Raw genomic sequence first — 16,920 nt, forward strand, 5'->3', positions numbered from 1 at the left:
GCGTGTGGAAAACTAGGTGGATAAGTGTGTGGACAATCTAAATAGCCCTGAACAAAGCGATTTAAGCTGGTTAACGACTTGGAGTACCTTTCTAAATCAAGCCCCGTTTACTGCACAGACACAAGCTCCAGAGGCAGCTTGTTTTTTGCAGCAGCTGATTGAAGCGAGCTTGCAGGGTGACAGTTGTATTGAGATTAGCCCAGAGCAAATAGAAACACTTGGCCAACTGGTGATATCTGCTGAACAAGCAAAGTCTCAAGTTGCCCCTTGTGTCCACGACGGGCAGGGGTTGGCATTATACCGATATTGGAACCTAGAGCAACGTCTAGCTGAGCAAATTCGCCGATTAAAGCAACAACCAATTCAACCTGTTTCATGTGAAGAGCATTTAGACTTATTAACTGATCCTCATCAGCGAGCTGCTTTGCAAATGGTGACTCGGCAGAGCTTAAGTATTATTACAGGTGGGCCGGGTACAGGTAAGACCTATACGCTTGCTCGTATTATTGCTGTGCTTAGTCAGGCAATTCCGCATATCCGTGTGGCGATGGCTGCTCCGACGGGTAAAGCTGCACAGCGTATGCAAGAAGCCTTACAAAACTCGTTTAATGATCCCAAACTGCTTGAGTCGGGGCTAATGAGTGATGAGCTAAGAAACCAAAGTACCCAAACTATCCATCGATTATTAGGTATGGGGCATAGTCAAACTCCACGGTTTAATCAAAAACAGCCTTTGCCTTATGACGTTATTGTGGTGGATGAGGCCTCTATGCTGGACTTAAATCTGGCAACGTTATTATTTGAAGCGGTTCCTGAGTCTTGTCGAATTATTTTATTAGGCGATGCCAACCAGCTTGCTTCCGTAGATGTCGGAGCGGTACTTGCAGATTTACAGCAAATCGAGGCTTTGTCTGAAAACCGTGTTCACCTTCAAACCAGCCGTCGTTTTGCAGAGGGTGCTTTGATTGGTCAGGTTGCTCGATTTATTCAAATGCAAACCAGTCAAATCAACCATGAGCAAGTTTTACAACAGTTTGAAATTGATATTGTTCAGGTTTCAGAGCTACGTTCAATACCTTTAGAAGCTGATATGCCCGATGTGGTTCAGCTTGAATACTTACCCGAAGAGTCACCTATAGCGCTAGAAACTTACTACCAAAAATTGATGGTGGGTTTTCAAGGCTATGTGCAAAGCTTAAAAGCTTATATACAAGATGATCGTTCACTTGAACATATTGAAAATATCGTTAAGTCATTCGATGACTACCGTATTTTAACTGCCGTACGTCATGGGCCATTTGGTTTACAGCAACTTAATCAATATGCCGAACGCTGGTTACAACAACAGCTAGGTATTGTGACTTTAGGAGGATGGTATGTTGGCCGTCCGGTTATGATGACTTATAACGATTACCAACTCGGCATTTCAAATGGTGACATTGGTTTATGTTTTGAACATAGAACCCAGCCGCAACAGTTTGAAGTGTATTTCCCAAGTTTAAATAAGTGGGTTGCTGCAAATCGGCTACCTAAAAGTATTCAAAGTGCATTTGCCTTAACAATTCACAAATCACAAGGTTCTGAATTTACCCATACAGCTGTTGTTCTTGATCAGGCTGCCAAGAATTTGTTAAGCCAAGAGTTGATCTACACTGCGATTACACGAGCCAAAAAAGTAGTGAGTTTATTGGTTCACCCAGAGGCATTACTCCAATCTTTTACAGTTCGCACGACAAGAAAAAGCGGTTTAGTTGAAAAAGTTAATCGGTTAGTTCGTTAAGCCAAACTTAATATTTTTACCCTTGTAAGAAAAAGCTTACATGGATTCGAGATATTTGCTGCTAGAGAACCCACCCTGTTTTTGAGATTATAAACGCACAACGAGCTTGGCAAGGAATGTCGGGCAAAATCGCACAATAATAATAACTTAAGTCGAGAGACTGCGAACTTACAATGATGTAGGTGAATAAAGAGGAAACTTACAGCCGCTAAGCCTTGTAGTTTTGGGAGAGACTACAGGGCTTTTTTATATTTAAGTCTTAACCCCACCAAAATATCTGAATAAATCTTTAGATGACTCACCCTATTTCTTGCTTATATTATCAATTATTTAACTCAATAATTTTTAATATATTTATTTATAATATGATTCTTAAATAAGCATTTTTCGCGTGAATTGTTAAGTTAAATGTTATACAGAACCGTATGTTATTTAGCATTTACAGATAAACGATAAATATTAGACAGACCTGTACGTTTTCGCTTACATGATGATAAGAAAAATACTACTTTTCTTCATAATTGGATATGACAAAATACATCCCATAAGGAAATAGAACTAAAACAACGGAAGTGAGTAAAACGAGAAGAAGGATGTGGAAAGCATCTCACACATAACAATAAGAACAGCGATAAACACGATAAACAACAACTACAGCGCCAAAAACCCAAGCAGAAATGCTTGGGTTTTTTATTTTGTCGCTGGGTTAATTTTAGCTATACCAGATCGGTTTCATGCGAATCACTACCAAATAGTGAACGGCGTTGATCTCTAGGAATTCGTGGGCATTGAGTCGAAATTTGATAAAGCAGATTGGCTAGAGCAGGAAGGTGTGTACCGACCACAGATTTGCCAGTGGTTAACAAAGAAACGCTGATATCACGCTCTGGGTCGGCCCAACACAAAATATTGGAAAAACCGAGGTGACCAAAAGCTTGTCCAGTCATTGGACCAAATAACCCTACCGGATTACTGCCTAGCATTGGTCCTAAGGCATAGCGCATCGGTATTAATAAAGTTCGGTCAATGTTAACTCCTGTGGTAGGGAGTGTTGCTCTAAAAATTGTTTTCTCGCTTAAAATTTGTTTGCCTTGGTAGCTTCCCCCACTTAAAAGCATTTCAAAGAAGCGTCCAGCTTGCTCTGCACTGGTATAAATATTACCGGCGGGACAGATGGTATCCATAAAACGGCTATCATTAGTAACATCTACAGCGAGTTGTAAACCTCCACCTAGTACATGATTGAGATAATGATCTGTTCCTAAACGAGGATGCAAACCTGTTGCACAATTAAGAGCAACTTCAGCACGATATTCTGGTTTTAAGCCATAGTTAAAATAGGGCATATCCATCGGTTTTTCGATAGTCTCATGCACAAATTGGCGAAGGTCTTGTCCTGTAACGCGTTCAATAATTTCTCCTAAGATATAACCTGCCGTTACTGCATGATAGGCAAGGTGATTTCCCGCTGGAGAAACAGGTCTTGCTGCGTATAAGCGCCTTAAAATTTCATCTTTATCAAAAAGCAGTTCAGGTGTGACATCTCCATCAACATAAGGAATGCCTCCACGATGAGATAATAAATGAAAGATTGTCGCACGGCGCTTTCCGTTCACCCCATACTCGGGAATATAATAGCTCACGGGGTCAAGTAAGTTGATTTCGCCCTTTTCATCTAAAAGATGAATTAACATGGCAGTAATCATTTTGGATGCTGAAAATAGACAAACGGGAGTATCCGGCGTTGCGATGAGGGCATCCTTTTGCAGACCAGCCGGCGAGTTTCCTTGAGCATAGCCAATGCTTCGATTTAATAAAATTTTCCCCTGTCGACGTAAGCAAAAAGTAATGAGCGGATAGTTTCCGGTTTTATAGAGTGACTCAATACTTTTCCAGATTTTTTGAACTTGCTGTTCACTCATTCCACCTAGTTCGGCAGGTACTTCATCTTTGTGATGAATGACCGATTCAAGGTCATTCGGTACCGGACAGGTATTGGTCGAAAATATTTTCACACGTCCCTCGCGTTTCTTTCTTTTTATTCAAGGCCAAGTGTGCAGGGTTAAGGGGCTGATGTCAGTGTCTAAAATGACAGGTAACAGAAAACTATTTTGCAATCCATATATAGATACCTTAAAATAGGCAACTTGCTGTAGTGATGCACGGCAGTCAGTTGCGCTCAACTGATTCATATCATTTTATTTTTTAAGCATCTCGGAGAAATCGAATGGCTTTAACTAATGCAGACCGCGCAGAGATCATTGCTAAATTTGCTCGCGCTGAAAACGACACTGGTTCACCAGAAGTACAAGTAGCTTTATTGACTGCTCAAATCAATGATTTACAAGGTCACTTCAAAGCTCACAAACACGACCACCACAGCCGTCGCGGTTTGATCCGTATGGTTAACCAACGTCGTAAATTGCTTGACTACTTAAATGGTAAAGACCACGAGCGTTACACTGCTTTGATCGGTGCTTTAGGTCTACGTCGTTAATTCGATTTTGCTTTGTTTTCGGTTTATCGCATGTTGCTATGCTTTGTTTCTGAAAAGAAAGTTTCGTCTAATAAACCATTAGGCGATTTATAGAAGGGGCGCTTGTGCGCTCCTTCTTTGCGTTTAATATTATTTAAAATTTTTGGTCTAGTGTGATGGCTTCTAAGCTTTGTCATTTACCTACCGATAGTTGTAGCCTGAATGCCAAACCTTAGGGGTCTCACTAGAATAAAATTAGGAAAATACAATACATGTCAATGTTTAACATCGTTCGTAAAGAATTTCAATTCGGTCAGCATCAAGTCGTTTTAGAAACGGGTCGCGTTGCACGTCAAGCAAATACAGTTTTAATCACAATGGGTGGTGTAACTGTATTGGTAGCAGTAGTTGCTGCTCCAACAGCAAAAGCTGGTCAGGATTTCTTCCCTTTAACAGTTAACTATCAAGAAAAACAATATGCAGCAGGTCGTATCCCTGGTGGATATGGTAAGCGTGAAGGTCGTGCTTCTGAAGCTGAAACTTTAATTTCACGTCTTATTGACCGTCCAATTCGTCCATTGTTCCCAGAAGGTTACTACAACGAAATTCAGGTAACTGCAACTGTGGTTTCTTCTGACAAAACGATGGAAGCTGATATTGCAGCTATGTTAGGTACTTCTGCTGCGTTGGCAATTGCAGGTACTCCATTCCGTGGTCCAATCGGTGCAGCACGTGTTGGTTTAATCAACGGCGAATATGTTTTAAACCCGAATTTTGAGCAAATGGCTCAGTCTGACCTTGACCTTGTGGTTGCTGGTACAGAGTCTGCTGTATTAATGGTTGAATCTGAAGCGAAAGAACTTTCAGAAGACCAAATGTTAGGTGCGGTTCTTTTTGGTCATGACGAAATGCAAATTGCAATTCAAGCGATCAATGAATTTGCAGCTGCTGCTGGTGCGAAACCATCTGACTGGGTTGCTCCTGCACACAACGAAGAATTACGTGCAAAATTAAAAGAAGCATTTGAAGCAAAAATTTCAGAAGCTTATACCATTGCAGTAAAACAAGATCGTTATGCAGCATTAGATGCACTTCATGCTGAAGCTGTTGCTCAATTCGTTCCTGAAGAAGATGTAGACGGTATTGCTGACGAAGTAGACTACTTATTTGAAGATCTTAAATACCGTACTGTACGTGACAACATTTTATCTGGTAAACCACGTATTGATGGCCGTGACACCAAAACTGTTCGTGCGTTAGACGTACAAGTGGGTGTACTTGAGCGTGCACATGGTTCTGCATTATTTACACGTGGTGAAACTCAGGCGTTGGTAACAACGACTTTGGGTAATACTCGTGATGCATTAATGGTTGATACTCTTGCTGGTACTAAAACTGACAACTTCATGTTGCACTACAACTTCCCTGCTTACTCAGTAGGTGAAACAGGTCGTGAATCTGGTCCTAAGCGTCGTGAAATTGGTCATGGTCGTTTAGCGCGTCGTGGTGTTCAAGCAGTTCTTCCTGCAGCTGACCGCTTCCCGTACGTTATTCGTATTGTATCTGACATTACTGAATCTAACGGTTCATCTTCAATGGCTTCTGTATGTGGTGCGTCATTATCACTTATGGATGCAGGTGTTCCGCTTAAAGCACCAGTTGCTGGTATCGCAATGGGCTTAGTGAAGGAAGGCGAGCGTTTCGCAGTACTTTCTGACATTTTAGGTGACGAAGACCACCTTGGTGACATGGACTTTAAAGTAGCAGGTTCTGCAAACGGTATTACTGCACTTCAAATGGACATCAAGATTGAAGGTATTACTGAAGAAATTATGGAAGTTGCATTAAACCAAGCATTTGCTGGCCGTATGCATATCCTTAATGAAATGAACAAAGTAATTTCACGTGCTCGTCCTGAAATTTCAATGCACGCTCCAACATTCGAAGTGATTACAATTAATCCGGATAAAATCCGTGATGTTATTGGTAAAGGTGGTGCAACAATCCGTCAAATCACTGAAGAAACTAAAGCTGCTATCGATATTGAAGATAACGGTACAGTTCGCGTATTTGGTGAAACTAAAGCTGCTGCTAAAGCTGCAATTGCGAAAATTCAAGCGATTACTGCTGAAGTTGAACCAGGTAAGATCTACGACGGTAAAGTAATTCGTATTGTAGAATTCGGTGCATTTGTAAACATCATGCCGGGTACTGATGGTCTTCTTCATATTTCGCAAATCTCTAATGAGCGTATTGCGAACGTAACTGATGTTCTTAAAGAAGGTCAGGAAGTAAAAGTACAGGTTCAAGACGTTGATAATCGTGGTCGTATCAAATTGACTATGAAAGATATTGAGCAAGCATAATTGCTTAACACACTAAAAAAGTCCGCTTGATGCGGGCTTTTTTTATGGCATGATGCAAGTAATACACCAATAGATCGACATAGTATGCAGGTTTATTATTTTTATCGTCATCAAAACGACGGCTATGTTTTTATAAGCCGTGAAAAGCACACTGAACATATTCTGGAGTTTTTCTGGATTGATAGTGTGAGATCGGATGTTGTGAGCCAGAATGAAGAATGGCAACAAAAAATTCAGCAACTTGCAGATGTATCCATTAATGAGTTTCATATGCGAGATATTGCGAATATCGAACATCCTTGTGCATTTGATACGCTTGAAGAATACGACCTGCTTATTTTTAGAAAACTCGTAACGCCGGATGATGAAATTAAAAATGGCGAATCACATGAGAGTGTATTTGGTTTAGCCACCACACCGATCAGTTTTATCTTTACGCCTAAAGTACTTATTAGCGTACGTGAGCAGGGCAACAAGTCGATTGAAAACTATATTCAGCGTCTTGAAAATATTTTATGTAAAACTCTCGAAGAGCAAAATAAAACCCGTAAGCTGCCTAATTCACCTGTAGATCTGTGTTTACGTCTGCTCAATAGTATGGTGGATGGTTATCTTGATATTCGTTCACCTTTGACCAGAAGGGTCGAACATTGGCAACAACAGCTATTACAAGGGAATCGGCGTTTTAAGCAGTGGCATCAACTGTTTCATGAAAATATGGCCTTTCAACAGGTTGAAAATCTATGCGAAGAACAAATCGAAACCTTACAAGAGTTTCGTGATGAAATTGTAGAAAACTATCATCATGTTATTGGAGAGAAGACGCATAGTTCTCAAGACCTTTTATTAGTGCGTTTAAACGATTTAATGAGTCATGTCGAACGTATTCAAAAACATACTTTACGTTTACGTAGTGCGATTCAATCGGCAATAGATTTGCATTTCTCGGCAATTGCTAACCAGACCAATGAGAACATGCGTATTCTTGCCATTATTACTGCTGTGTTTGCGCCGCTTACGCTTTTAACGGGTATTTATGGAATGAACTTTGAGTTTATTCCGGGGCTTAAATCACCAGTAGGTTTTTGGATTATGCTCGGGGTTATGCTGCTCAGTACCATTTTATTGCTCTACTATTTTTATAGACAGCATTTGGTAGGGCGTGGGGAAAAAAGTGTGATTGATTTACTGGCGCAGCAGCACCGCCAAGATCGTATGAATTTGTTTTGGTTTTTGGAATATGAACCGATTAAGCAGACTTTGAAGGAAGTGGAAAAGATTACTCGGTTGAAATAAATTTTTATTTCTGCACGACTGGGTCTTGCTAACTTGTTATTTAATATAGTCATGAACCTTCGGTTCGACCTACTTTTGTTTCGGCAAAAGTAGGCAAAACCATTACCATCTGCAAAACCTGTTCAATACCTATTTTTAAATAACAGTATTACAAAACCATTATCTGATTGATACCACGCAGGTTGCAGATGGCTTTCTCGACTATCAGATTTCAACTAGGGTTTTATGCTGTATTAATGCTATTCCTCAATGAAAATGCTTCAACTGTTTTCTAAGTTGTTGCACTTCATCAATCAAATCTAACATCACCGCAACAGCTGCAAGGCTTGCGCCAAAGTCACGTTGCAAACGATATGCTTTACGAGCGCGGATAACATCTTCACCCATAAACTGATGTTTTTCAGGTGGCGTATCAATCGCTAAAATATCGTACTCAATGAGCTGGAGAATCCAGTCAGGGCTTTGACCACAGGCTTGAGCAAACTGTTGCAAGTCAAATGTACATTGTTCATCAACGACTTCAGCACTAAAGGTGTGGCCGTCACATACAATTTCTCGATAATGGATGGTTGTCATGATCTTGCTCCCTAATGAGATGAACGAGGTTCGAATGAAGCAAAGGCTTCTGCCAATTGCTGATAGGCTTCTTTTTCTTTTTCAGAATGCGCCGGTGGGAATACAATATTTAAAATTAAATAAAGATGGCCTGGCGTTTTATTTGGTATCCCTTTGTCTTTTAAACGTAGCTGTTGTCCTTGTTTTGCATTTTTAGGTAAATTGACGTGTAAAGGTCCTGCAGGTGTTTTTACTTCAATGCCTTGCCCTAATGCGGCTTCCCATGGGGCTACATCTACAGTCAAATATACATCACTGCCTTCGACATGCACACGATCTGTATCTTTATATTGAATCTCGATATAAAGATCGCCGTTGGCACCACCATTAATACCACTTTGTCCTTGTCCACTTAGGCGAATTTGCTGTCCTTCTTTCATGCCTTTAGGTATTTTTACCTGTAAGGTTTTTCGTTGTACCTCTGGTTCACCATAGGCATTAATGGTTGGAATTTGCAGTGTGATATGTTGTGTTGATCCATGGTAAGCAATATCAAGATCGACCTCTATGCTGGCATGCTGGTCTTCACCTCGATAACTACGTTGTTGTCTTTGATATTGCTGTTGTCCACCGCCAAAGCCTGCACCAAAGCGTCCAAATAAGTCTTCAAAGCCACTAAAGTCTGCTTGCTCGCCGCCTGTAAAACCTTGACGATAAAATCTGGCACCATCGAAACCACCTTGAGCTGCCCCTTGACCAAAACCATTAAAACCTTGTGGGTGGTCTAACATTTGGTCGTATTCAGCTTTTTTCTCAGGGTTGCTTAGGGTATCGTAGGCAACATTAATTGCCTGCATCTTTTCTTCTGCATCTTTTTCTTTGCTGATGTCGGGATGATATTTACGAGCTAATTTCCGATACGCTTTTTTAATTTCATCAGCTGAGGCTTCTCGTTTAACCCCTAATTCTTCATAATAATTTTTAGCCATAATGTTTTATCACGATGGTGTTGTTTATTTCATTATGAAACGATTTTTAAAGCTTTCAATGAGCTAGATTGTATAAGAGTTGTTCTCGTGCGAAATAAGGCGAGCAAAATAAAAGAGACATCGAACTGTGGGAGCTATGCCTCTCATTGTTTAAATGAATGTCTGATATAAACCGTAAACGGCAATAACTAACAGTAATAGACCGCATAAACCGAGGATCTTCGGGTATAAATGGCTGTCCGAGAGGCGGCGGAAAAATATATAGACTAAAGATAGCGTTAAAAAGTCTAAAACTATCCATGTCAGCGTAAGAATAGTTAAACTTAAATCTAGATGAGGTGAAATAGAAACAAATTGCGGAAAGAAAGCTGAAAAGAAAATAATATCTTTAGGGTTTGAAATACCCACTAAAAAGCCTTTTTTAAAACCGCCATTTTGAGCAGAAACGGTTTGAATTGCTTCAGGATGAGGGGCTTGAATGACTTCTTTGAGAATACTAAAACCCAAATAACCAATATATAGGCAGCCTAAAATACGAATAATATTTAAATAGTTTTCATTAATACCCAATACGCCTTTAAGTACGAGTACTGAAATAAAAATTAAAACGAGAGAGGCAAGGTTTGTACCAAAAATGGTTTCCAGTGCTTTTTTATAACCACCTTTAAGTCCGGCACTTGCCACTAAAATCATGACAGGGCCAGGGGTCGCAATCATAATAATGACACTAAAAATAAAGAGAAAATAATCAAAATAATTCATGAGATATAAGCATCTTATTTATTGGGTTATCAAGTAAGCTCATATTAACTGATTTAAAATAACATGCTGAAAATTATCATCAAAAAATTATAGATAAATAAAAAGGCGGATTGCCCGCCTTTTTATAAAGTAAGTAATTAACTCAAATGTTCACCAAACAGACCCAATGCCTCTTCAGCAGTGAACTCATAACGGGTGTTACAGAACTGGCAATCCATTTGAATCGGGTTTTGTGCTTCCAATGTTTCATGAACAGCATCAACACCAATTTGAATGAGGGCTTTGGCACAGCGTTCTTTAGAACAAGTACAACCAAATTTTAAGTGTTCAACTTCTGGTAAACGTACTTCTTCTTCGTTATAAAGACGATACAAGATCTCATTTGCTGAAAGCTCTGTTAGTTCTTCTGACTTAAGCGTTTCAGTTAGCATGGTTAAACGTGGCCATAAATCTTCATCAACCAGTTTTTGCTCTTCCTCATCATGACGAGGTAATAACTGAATGAGCAAACCACCTGAGCGCTGTGCGGTGCTTGCCAGTACAATTCGAGTTGGAATTTGTGCAGACAAGTCATAGTACTGCATTAAACAGCCAGCTAAATTTGCTTGATCAAGAGGTACAATCCCTTGATAACGCTCACCATGCTCAGGTTCAATGTTAATAAATAAAACAGGGTTAACCAAAGCAGCTAAAACAGTGCTGCTATCTGTTGCTTCACCAAAACGTGGATCTGTTTCGTAGTCTGCTAAAGCACGAACTTCGCCTAAATGGTTACATTCTGCCATAGCCCATTTGAAAGAGCCGTTAGCCTGGATTTGCAAGCTGATACGACCTTTGATTTTTAAAGTACTCGCAAGTAATGCTGTAGCGCTCAACATCTCGCCTAATAGAATTTGAACCGCAGGCATGTAGTCGCGTTGAGCTAAAATAGTTTTTAATGCTTCTTCTAGATGAACCACTTCACCGCGAACAGGAAAGTCCTCTATATAAAAGCGTTGGCGTAAATCAGACATAATATTCTCCAGGGCCCTAAGCAGATTATAACAATTTCGGTTTAATCAGGCTTAGGGAATGCAGCGAAGCTGCAAGCAGGACAACGGCAACTCTTGTACCGATTGTCGCAATCATTTAGGCAATGTGAATAAGTCCTTAATATAGCCATTTTGCGAAATCTCAAGTTATTCTTCGTGATCTCGTGTAATGTCGATACGATTTGGTTGTAAATGACGCTTTAAGTTAACGTCGTGCTTCGATGTGGCTTGTTGAGCATCGCTTTCAAATAGGTGTTCAAGTTCTGCCAGAGCATTACGATGGGTTTCAAAAACCTTTTGTTCATCGGTATAAATGCTTTGCTGCTGTATGAGTAATTTCTCATCATAATCCCGAAAGATTTCGATATTGTTATAAGCTTGTTCATCGGAAATACCGAGTTCGCGTAAAGCACGATAAGCCATACCTAATGATGATAAATAGGTTTCACGCCAAATATGTTCAACACCTAAGTCTCTTAATAGGTGCACATGGTGGCGGTCACGAGCACGAGCCAGTAATTTTAAGTTCGGATAGTTCAATCTGAGATGACGTGCGACATTCATAGAATCTTCGACATCATCAATTGCCAAAATAAATACTTTCGCTTTTTCAATGCCTGCTGAGCGGAGTAAGTCAGGCTGGGTGACATCACCATAATAGAGCTTACCGCCGTAACGTCGAACAAAGTCCACTTGATGAAGATTGTTGTCGATGGCAGTAAAGCCTAAATGCTGTAAGCGGGCAATACGCGCAATAATTTGTCCAAAGCGCCCAAAACCGGCAATGATAATTGGGTTATCTTGCTGAGGAATCTCATCATATTCAGGTGGCAATTCTTTATGAAAAAGGGGAATGATCTTACAGGCCATGATCCAGTAAATCACTGGGGTAAGGACCATTGATAAGGTCACAATCAACGTGACAGGCTCTAATAAGGCATCCGTTAAAATCTTTTCACTTTTTGCTAGGCTCAAAATTACAAAAGCGAATTCACCGCCTTGAGCCAAGCAAGTCCCGAGTAACAAGCTATTGTTCCAACTGTACTTTTTATAGCGGGCAATGGCAGTTAAAACGAGGGTTTTGATGACGAGTAGGCCGATTGCTCCACCAATAATGAGCCAAGGCATTTCAATCAGTAACGACAATTGTGTCGTCATACCTACGGTCATAAAGAATAAGCCAAGTAAGAGCCCTTTAAACGGTGCAATACTCGCTTCAAGCTCATGACGGAATTCTGAGTCGGCTAAAAGAACCCCGGTAAGGAAAGCACCTAATGTTGTGCTAATGCCTAAAGTGTCCATCAGTAACACAACGGCAAGAATAATAAATAACCCTACAGCCGTAATCAGTTCAGTCGCACCACTCTTGGCGACAAAACGGAAAAATGGGCGCATGACATAACGGCTAAATAGGAACAAGCCGGTAAAAGTCGCGATGATGGCTGCAAAATAAGCAATACCATGATGGGTAGATTCGGTTCCTGCCAGAAGAGGAATTACCGCAAGTAATGGAATTGCTGCAATGTCTTGAAAAAGCAAAATTGAAAACGATTGCTGACCGTAGGTGGTATTGAGCTGTTGTTTCTCAGTCAGAAGCTGTAATACAAAGGCCGTAGAAGACAGCGCAAGCGCAAAACCAATCACAAAGCTGGCAGCAAGGTGTTGTTGAAATAGCAGCAATACGGTGAGCATAAGAATTATGCCCGTAATCACGACCTGTAAACTTCCCATCACAAATATAGAGTCACGCATTTCCCACAAACGTTGTGGGCGGAGCTCTAGACCAATCAGGAACATAAGTAAAATGACCCCAAATTCAGCCAACTCCATAATGGCCTCAGGGTCATGGGCAATATTTAACACACTCGGGCCAAGAAGTATGCCCGTAAATAAATAACCTAAAACTGTTGCAATCCCTAGGCGTTTGCCCAAAGGGACTAAAATCAGAGATGCTCCAAGAAAAATAGTTGCTTGCAGTAGGAATGACATTCATTGCCCCGAATGTATTGATCTTTTTTAAGTGTAAAGGGAAAAAGTGTTCTTCACACCATGATATTCAAATCATCTAACTAAATTCTTGCGGGTCAACATCAATTGAGAGTCTAAGTTGATGCTGTCTTGGCGCATGGACCAACTGAGCCCACCATTGTCTTAAGTAAAAATGCAGACGAGCGCGGTCAGCAGACAAAATCACCATATGTGCGCGGTAACGTCCCGCTTTACGTTCCATTGGCGCTGGAATTGGCCCCCAGATATCAACAATGTCACCTGCAATTTGGCGAAGTTGCTCGGCAGCTTCATTTAAAAAATGCAAGGTATAGTCACGATCTTTCGATTCAGCGCGTATAAGTACGGCATAGCGATAAGGCGGCAGTAATGCAACTTTACGCTCAGCCAATGTTTGTTTCGCGACTGCCCGATAATCTTTTTCGATGAGTGTGGTGAGTAAAGGATGATCTGGCCTTAAAGTCTGTAAATAAACATGACCCTTATGTTCTCCACGACCTGCACGACCAGCCACTTGTACAATCAATTGAGCAGTACGCTCTGGCGCTCGAATATCGACACTCAATAAACCTGCATCGATGTCTAAAATAGCAACCAAGGTCACATGCGGAAAATGGTGACCTTTTGCCAACATTTGTGTACCGAGCAAAATCGAAGGTTTATTTTGCTGAATGCGATCATAAATTTTTTGCCAGCTACCGACTCGGCTGGTGCTGTCACGATCGACCCGAATCACATCATGATCTGGAAATAATTCTTGTAAATGCTCTTCAACCTTGGCTGTGCCAGCACCTAAAGTTTTGAGGCTCTTTTGCTGACACTCAGGGCAGTGGTCTGGCAAGCGATGAACTGTGCCACAGTGGTGGCAATGTAAGTAAGAATAAGGCTGAGTGTGTAACGTAAAATGCGCATCACAATGCGGACAATTCGCTTGCCAACCACAACTTTCACAGACCAGAACAGGTGCATAACCACGTCGGTTTAAAAAAATTAAAACCTGTTCTTTTCTTGCTAGGGTATTTTTAATCTGTTCGATTAAAGGCTGACTAATACCATGCTGTTTTTTGACAATTTTAAGATCAATCAAATGCATTTTTGGTAAAAGCGCATGGCCTGCACGCTGGTTCAGCTGAAGTGCAGTTAACTTGCCAGTTTCGACTAAGTGATAACTGTCAATGCTTGGAGTTGCCGAACCTAAAAGAACAGGACAGCCTTGTAAATGTCCTCGATAAAGCGCGACATCACGCGCATGGTAACGGAAACCTTCTTGTTGTTTATAAGAAAGGTCATGTTCTTCATCTAAAATGATAAGGCCTAAACGTGGCAGCGGAGTATAAATGGCTGAACGTGTTCCTAAAATAATAGAGGCCTTTCCAGTCTGTGCTTGTTGCCATGCTTGTAGGCGTTTAGAGTCATTTAACCCCGAATGTAATAAAGCAATGTCGCAGTTAAAACGAGACTTAAAGCGCGAAATGGTTTGAGGGGTTAAACCAATTTCGGGAACTAACACCAGTACTTGCTTACCTTGCTTTAGCACTTCATGCATGATGTGCAAATAAACTTCAGTTTTACCACTTCCCGTTAAACCATCTAATAAAAAGGCTTGATATTGATGCTGTGCATTAAGGACGTGCTGGGTGGCCTTCTTTTGGTCTTCATTGAGCGTGAGTGGCATTTGCGTCAATTGCACAGGGGCTGGGCTAAAGTCATGAGGCTCAAGCGTACAGTCTACGAGACCTTTCTTTTGCAGTGCTTTAAGTGTTGCAGTTTCTACACCACTTAAATTGAGAATATTTTCAGTGGTTCCGGCAGGATGTAATTTTAAAATTTGATAAGCGTCTTGCTGTTTGATTGAGCGTTTTAATAAAGCTTCGGCATTATCACATGGAATGATTTTCCATAGATGAAATAAAACATCCATGGGTTTGCCCTGACGCAATAACGCAGGTAAAGCAGTCTGCATCACCTCGCCAATCGGAAATTGGTAATATTGTGCTGACCATGTCAATAAATTTAAAACTTGTTCATCTAAAATAGGCTCATCATCTAAAAGTTCAGAAATGGCCTTAAGCTGAAAGTGACCTGTAAATGATTCTTGTGGGTCAACTTTTTCAGTAATGATACCAATCAGGTTTTGCCGTCCAAATGAAATCGCGACGCGTGAACCTACTTGAGCCCGTTCATATTGTGCTTTGGTGAGTGTATAGTCAAAAGTGTCGTACAGATGCACAGGTACGGCAACACGCACACGATAAACAACTGAATCAGGCTTTGGCGTTATGGTCATAGAGGCTCATTTCGTCAATTTTAAAAAACGGCATAGCGTCGTGAAGAGGACTTGGGTATTCTACACAGGCTATAGAATGAATATGAATGATTGCGTAGCATAGATGCAACAGCAGCGACTATTATTTTTGGAAAATTAGAACATTACCATGCCTGCATATCAATTTACTGCTATTGATGCTTCAGGGAAGCAGCAAAAGGGGGTGCTTGAAGGAGACTCGGCACGTCAGATTCGCCAACAATTACGCGATAAAGCATGGACTCCGATTAGCGTTGACCCGGTTGAACAAAAAGATAAGCATCAAAGCCACGGATTATTCCAAAAAAAGTTTAGTGCTTACGATTTGGCGCTCATGACCAGACAGCTTTCGGTTTTGGTTGCTGCTGCAATTCCTTTAGAAGAAGCTCTCCGCGCCGTGAGCAGACAAAGTGAAAAAGCGCATGTACAAAATCTTTTACTCTCAGTTCGTTCGAAAGTATTGGAAGGGCATTCACTCGCACAAGGTATGCAACAGTCCGGGCGTTTTCCTGACCTTTATATTGCTACTGTTGCTGCAGGTGAGCGTTCAGGACACTTAGATCTCATTTTAGATCAGCTATCAGACTACACCGAGAACCGTTTTGCCATGCAAAAGAAAGTTCAAGGTGCCATGATTTACCCAATCATTTTAATGCTGATGTCTTTCGGTATTGTGATGGGATTAATGACTTATGTGGTCCCAGAGATCGTAAAAACCTTCGATCAAAGCAAAGATGCCTTACCATGGATTACAGTTGCTTTAATGAAAGCGAGTGATTTTATCCGTCATGCATGGGTATTTATTATTCTTTTTGCAATTGTAGGGGTGGTAGCTTTTGTCCGTTTTTTAAAAACTACTGCGGGACATTATGCTTTTGATCGATTAACACTCAAATTGCCATTATTCGGTAAACTATCCCGTGGTATTAATGCTGCGCGCTTTGCCAGTACTTTATCTATTTTGACTCGTTCAGGCGTGCCATTGGTAGATGCCTTAAAGATTGGTGCTGCTGTGACCAATAACTGGGTTATCCGTGATTCAATTTCCCAAGCGGCTGAGCGTGTTACCGAAGGCGGTAACCTCGGTACGCAACTGGAGCGCAGTGGTTATTTCCCACCAATGATGGTACAAATGATTCGAAGTGGTGAGGCATCAGGTGAGCTTGACCGTATGCTTGAACGTGCGTCGACCATGCAAGACCGCGAGGTGACGACATTTATCTCAACCTTATTAGCATTACTTGAACCGCTAATGCTAGTTTTAATGGCAAGCATCGTACTGGTTATTGTAATTGCGGTTATGCTGCCAATCGTAAATATGAACAATATGATTTAATAACTTTGATATTAGAG

At 40.9% G+C, this 16,920-nt stretch carries 12 protein-coding genes; 5 read left to right on the forward strand and 7 right to left on the reverse strand.

The window, feature by feature from the left end:
• The first annotated feature begins 28 nt into the window (after positions 1-28).
• Positions 29-1,780: an exodeoxyribonuclease V subunit alpha gene (gene recD, locus EGT34_RS13135; RefSeq protein WP_000369434.1), complete on the forward strand. Its 1,752-nt coding sequence runs from the start codon at positions 29-31 to the stop codon at positions 1,778-1,780.
• Between the two features lie 716 nt (positions 1,781-2,496).
• On the opposite strand, the gene EGT34_RS13140 is transcribed toward recD, so the two are convergent.
• Positions 2,497-3,795 (reverse strand): EstA family serine hydrolase, encoded by a 1,299-nt coding sequence (locus EGT34_RS13140; protein WP_000689285.1) that lies wholly within the window; start codon positions 3,793-3,795, stop codon positions 2,497-2,499.
• Between the two features lie 212 nt (positions 3,796-4,007).
• Between EGT34_RS13140 and rpsO the strand changes: the two genes are divergently transcribed.
• The 3 genes from rpsO (at position 4,008) to EGT34_RS13155 (ending at position 7,918) form a co-directional block, all read left to right on the forward strand.
• Complete coding sequence (gene rpsO / locus EGT34_RS13145) at positions 4,008-4,277, forward strand: 30S ribosomal protein S15 (RefSeq protein ID WP_001229357.1); 270 nt, start codon at positions 4,008-4,010, stop codon at positions 4,275-4,277.
• A 257-nt stretch (positions 4,278-4,534) separates the two neighbouring features.
• Positions 4,535-6,622, forward strand: coding sequence for a polyribonucleotide nucleotidyltransferase (pnp, locus tag EGT34_RS13150; RefSeq protein ID WP_001985790.1), 2,088 nt, complete (start codon positions 4,535-4,537; stop codon positions 6,620-6,622).
• A gap of 84 nt (positions 6,623-6,706) precedes the next feature.
• Positions 6,707-7,918, forward strand: coding sequence for a magnesium transporter CorA family protein (locus tag EGT34_RS13155; RefSeq protein WP_001198548.1), 1,212 nt, complete (start codon positions 6,707-6,709; stop codon positions 7,916-7,918).
• A 246-nt stretch (positions 7,919-8,164) separates the two neighbouring features.
• Here the strand turns inward: EGT34_RS13155 and EGT34_RS13160 are convergent, their stop codons facing one another.
• From EGT34_RS13160 to EGT34_RS13185, 6 genes are all read right to left on the reverse strand, one after another.
• A complete protein-coding gene (locus tag EGT34_RS13160; RefSeq protein WP_031974959.1) occupies positions 8,165-8,494 on the reverse strand; it encodes a chaperone modulator CbpM in 330 nt (109 codons plus the stop codon).
• A gap of 11 nt (positions 8,495-8,505) precedes the next feature.
• Positions 8,506-9,462 carry a DnaJ C-terminal domain-containing protein gene (locus EGT34_RS13165; protein ID WP_001107916.1) on the reverse strand — a complete coding sequence of 319 codons (957 nt, stop codon included), beginning with the start codon at positions 9,460-9,462 and terminating at the stop codon, positions 8,506-8,508.
• 150 nt (positions 9,463-9,612) lie between these two features.
• Positions 9,613-10,224 (reverse strand): LysE family translocator, encoded by a 612-nt coding sequence (locus EGT34_RS13170; protein WP_001105720.1) that lies wholly within the window; start codon positions 10,222-10,224, stop codon positions 9,613-9,615.
• A gap of 137 nt (positions 10,225-10,361) precedes the next feature.
• Positions 10,362-11,237 (reverse strand): Hsp33 family molecular chaperone HslO, encoded by an 876-nt coding sequence (locus EGT34_RS13175; RefSeq protein ID WP_001281765.1) that lies wholly within the window; start codon positions 11,235-11,237, stop codon positions 10,362-10,364.
• Positions 11,238-11,402: 165 nt separating this feature from the next.
• Positions 11,403-13,244 (reverse strand): monovalent cation:proton antiporter-2 (CPA2) family protein, encoded by a 1,842-nt coding sequence (locus EGT34_RS13180; protein ID WP_000008979.1) that lies wholly within the window; start codon positions 13,242-13,244, stop codon positions 11,403-11,405.
• Between the two features lie 76 nt (positions 13,245-13,320).
• Positions 13,321-15,549 carry a primosomal protein N' gene (locus tag EGT34_RS13185; protein WP_000156642.1) on the reverse strand — a complete coding sequence of 743 codons (2,229 nt, stop codon included), beginning with the start codon at positions 15,547-15,549 and terminating at the stop codon, positions 13,321-13,323.
• 148 nt (positions 15,550-15,697) lie between these two features.
• Here EGT34_RS13185 and gspF point away from each other — a divergent pair, with 148 nt between their 5' ends.
• Positions 15,698-16,903 carry a type II secretion system inner membrane protein GspF gene (gene gspF / locus EGT34_RS13190; RefSeq protein WP_001112089.1) on the forward strand — a complete coding sequence of 402 codons (1,206 nt, stop codon included), beginning with the start codon at positions 15,698-15,700 and terminating at the stop codon, positions 16,901-16,903.
• The last annotated feature ends 17 nt before the right edge of the window (positions 16,904-16,920 follow it).

The organism is Acinetobacter sp. FDAARGOS_558 (genome assembly GCF_003937785.1).
Taxonomy (GTDB): domain Bacteria; phylum Pseudomonadota; class Gammaproteobacteria; order Pseudomonadales; family Moraxellaceae; genus Acinetobacter; species Acinetobacter baumannii.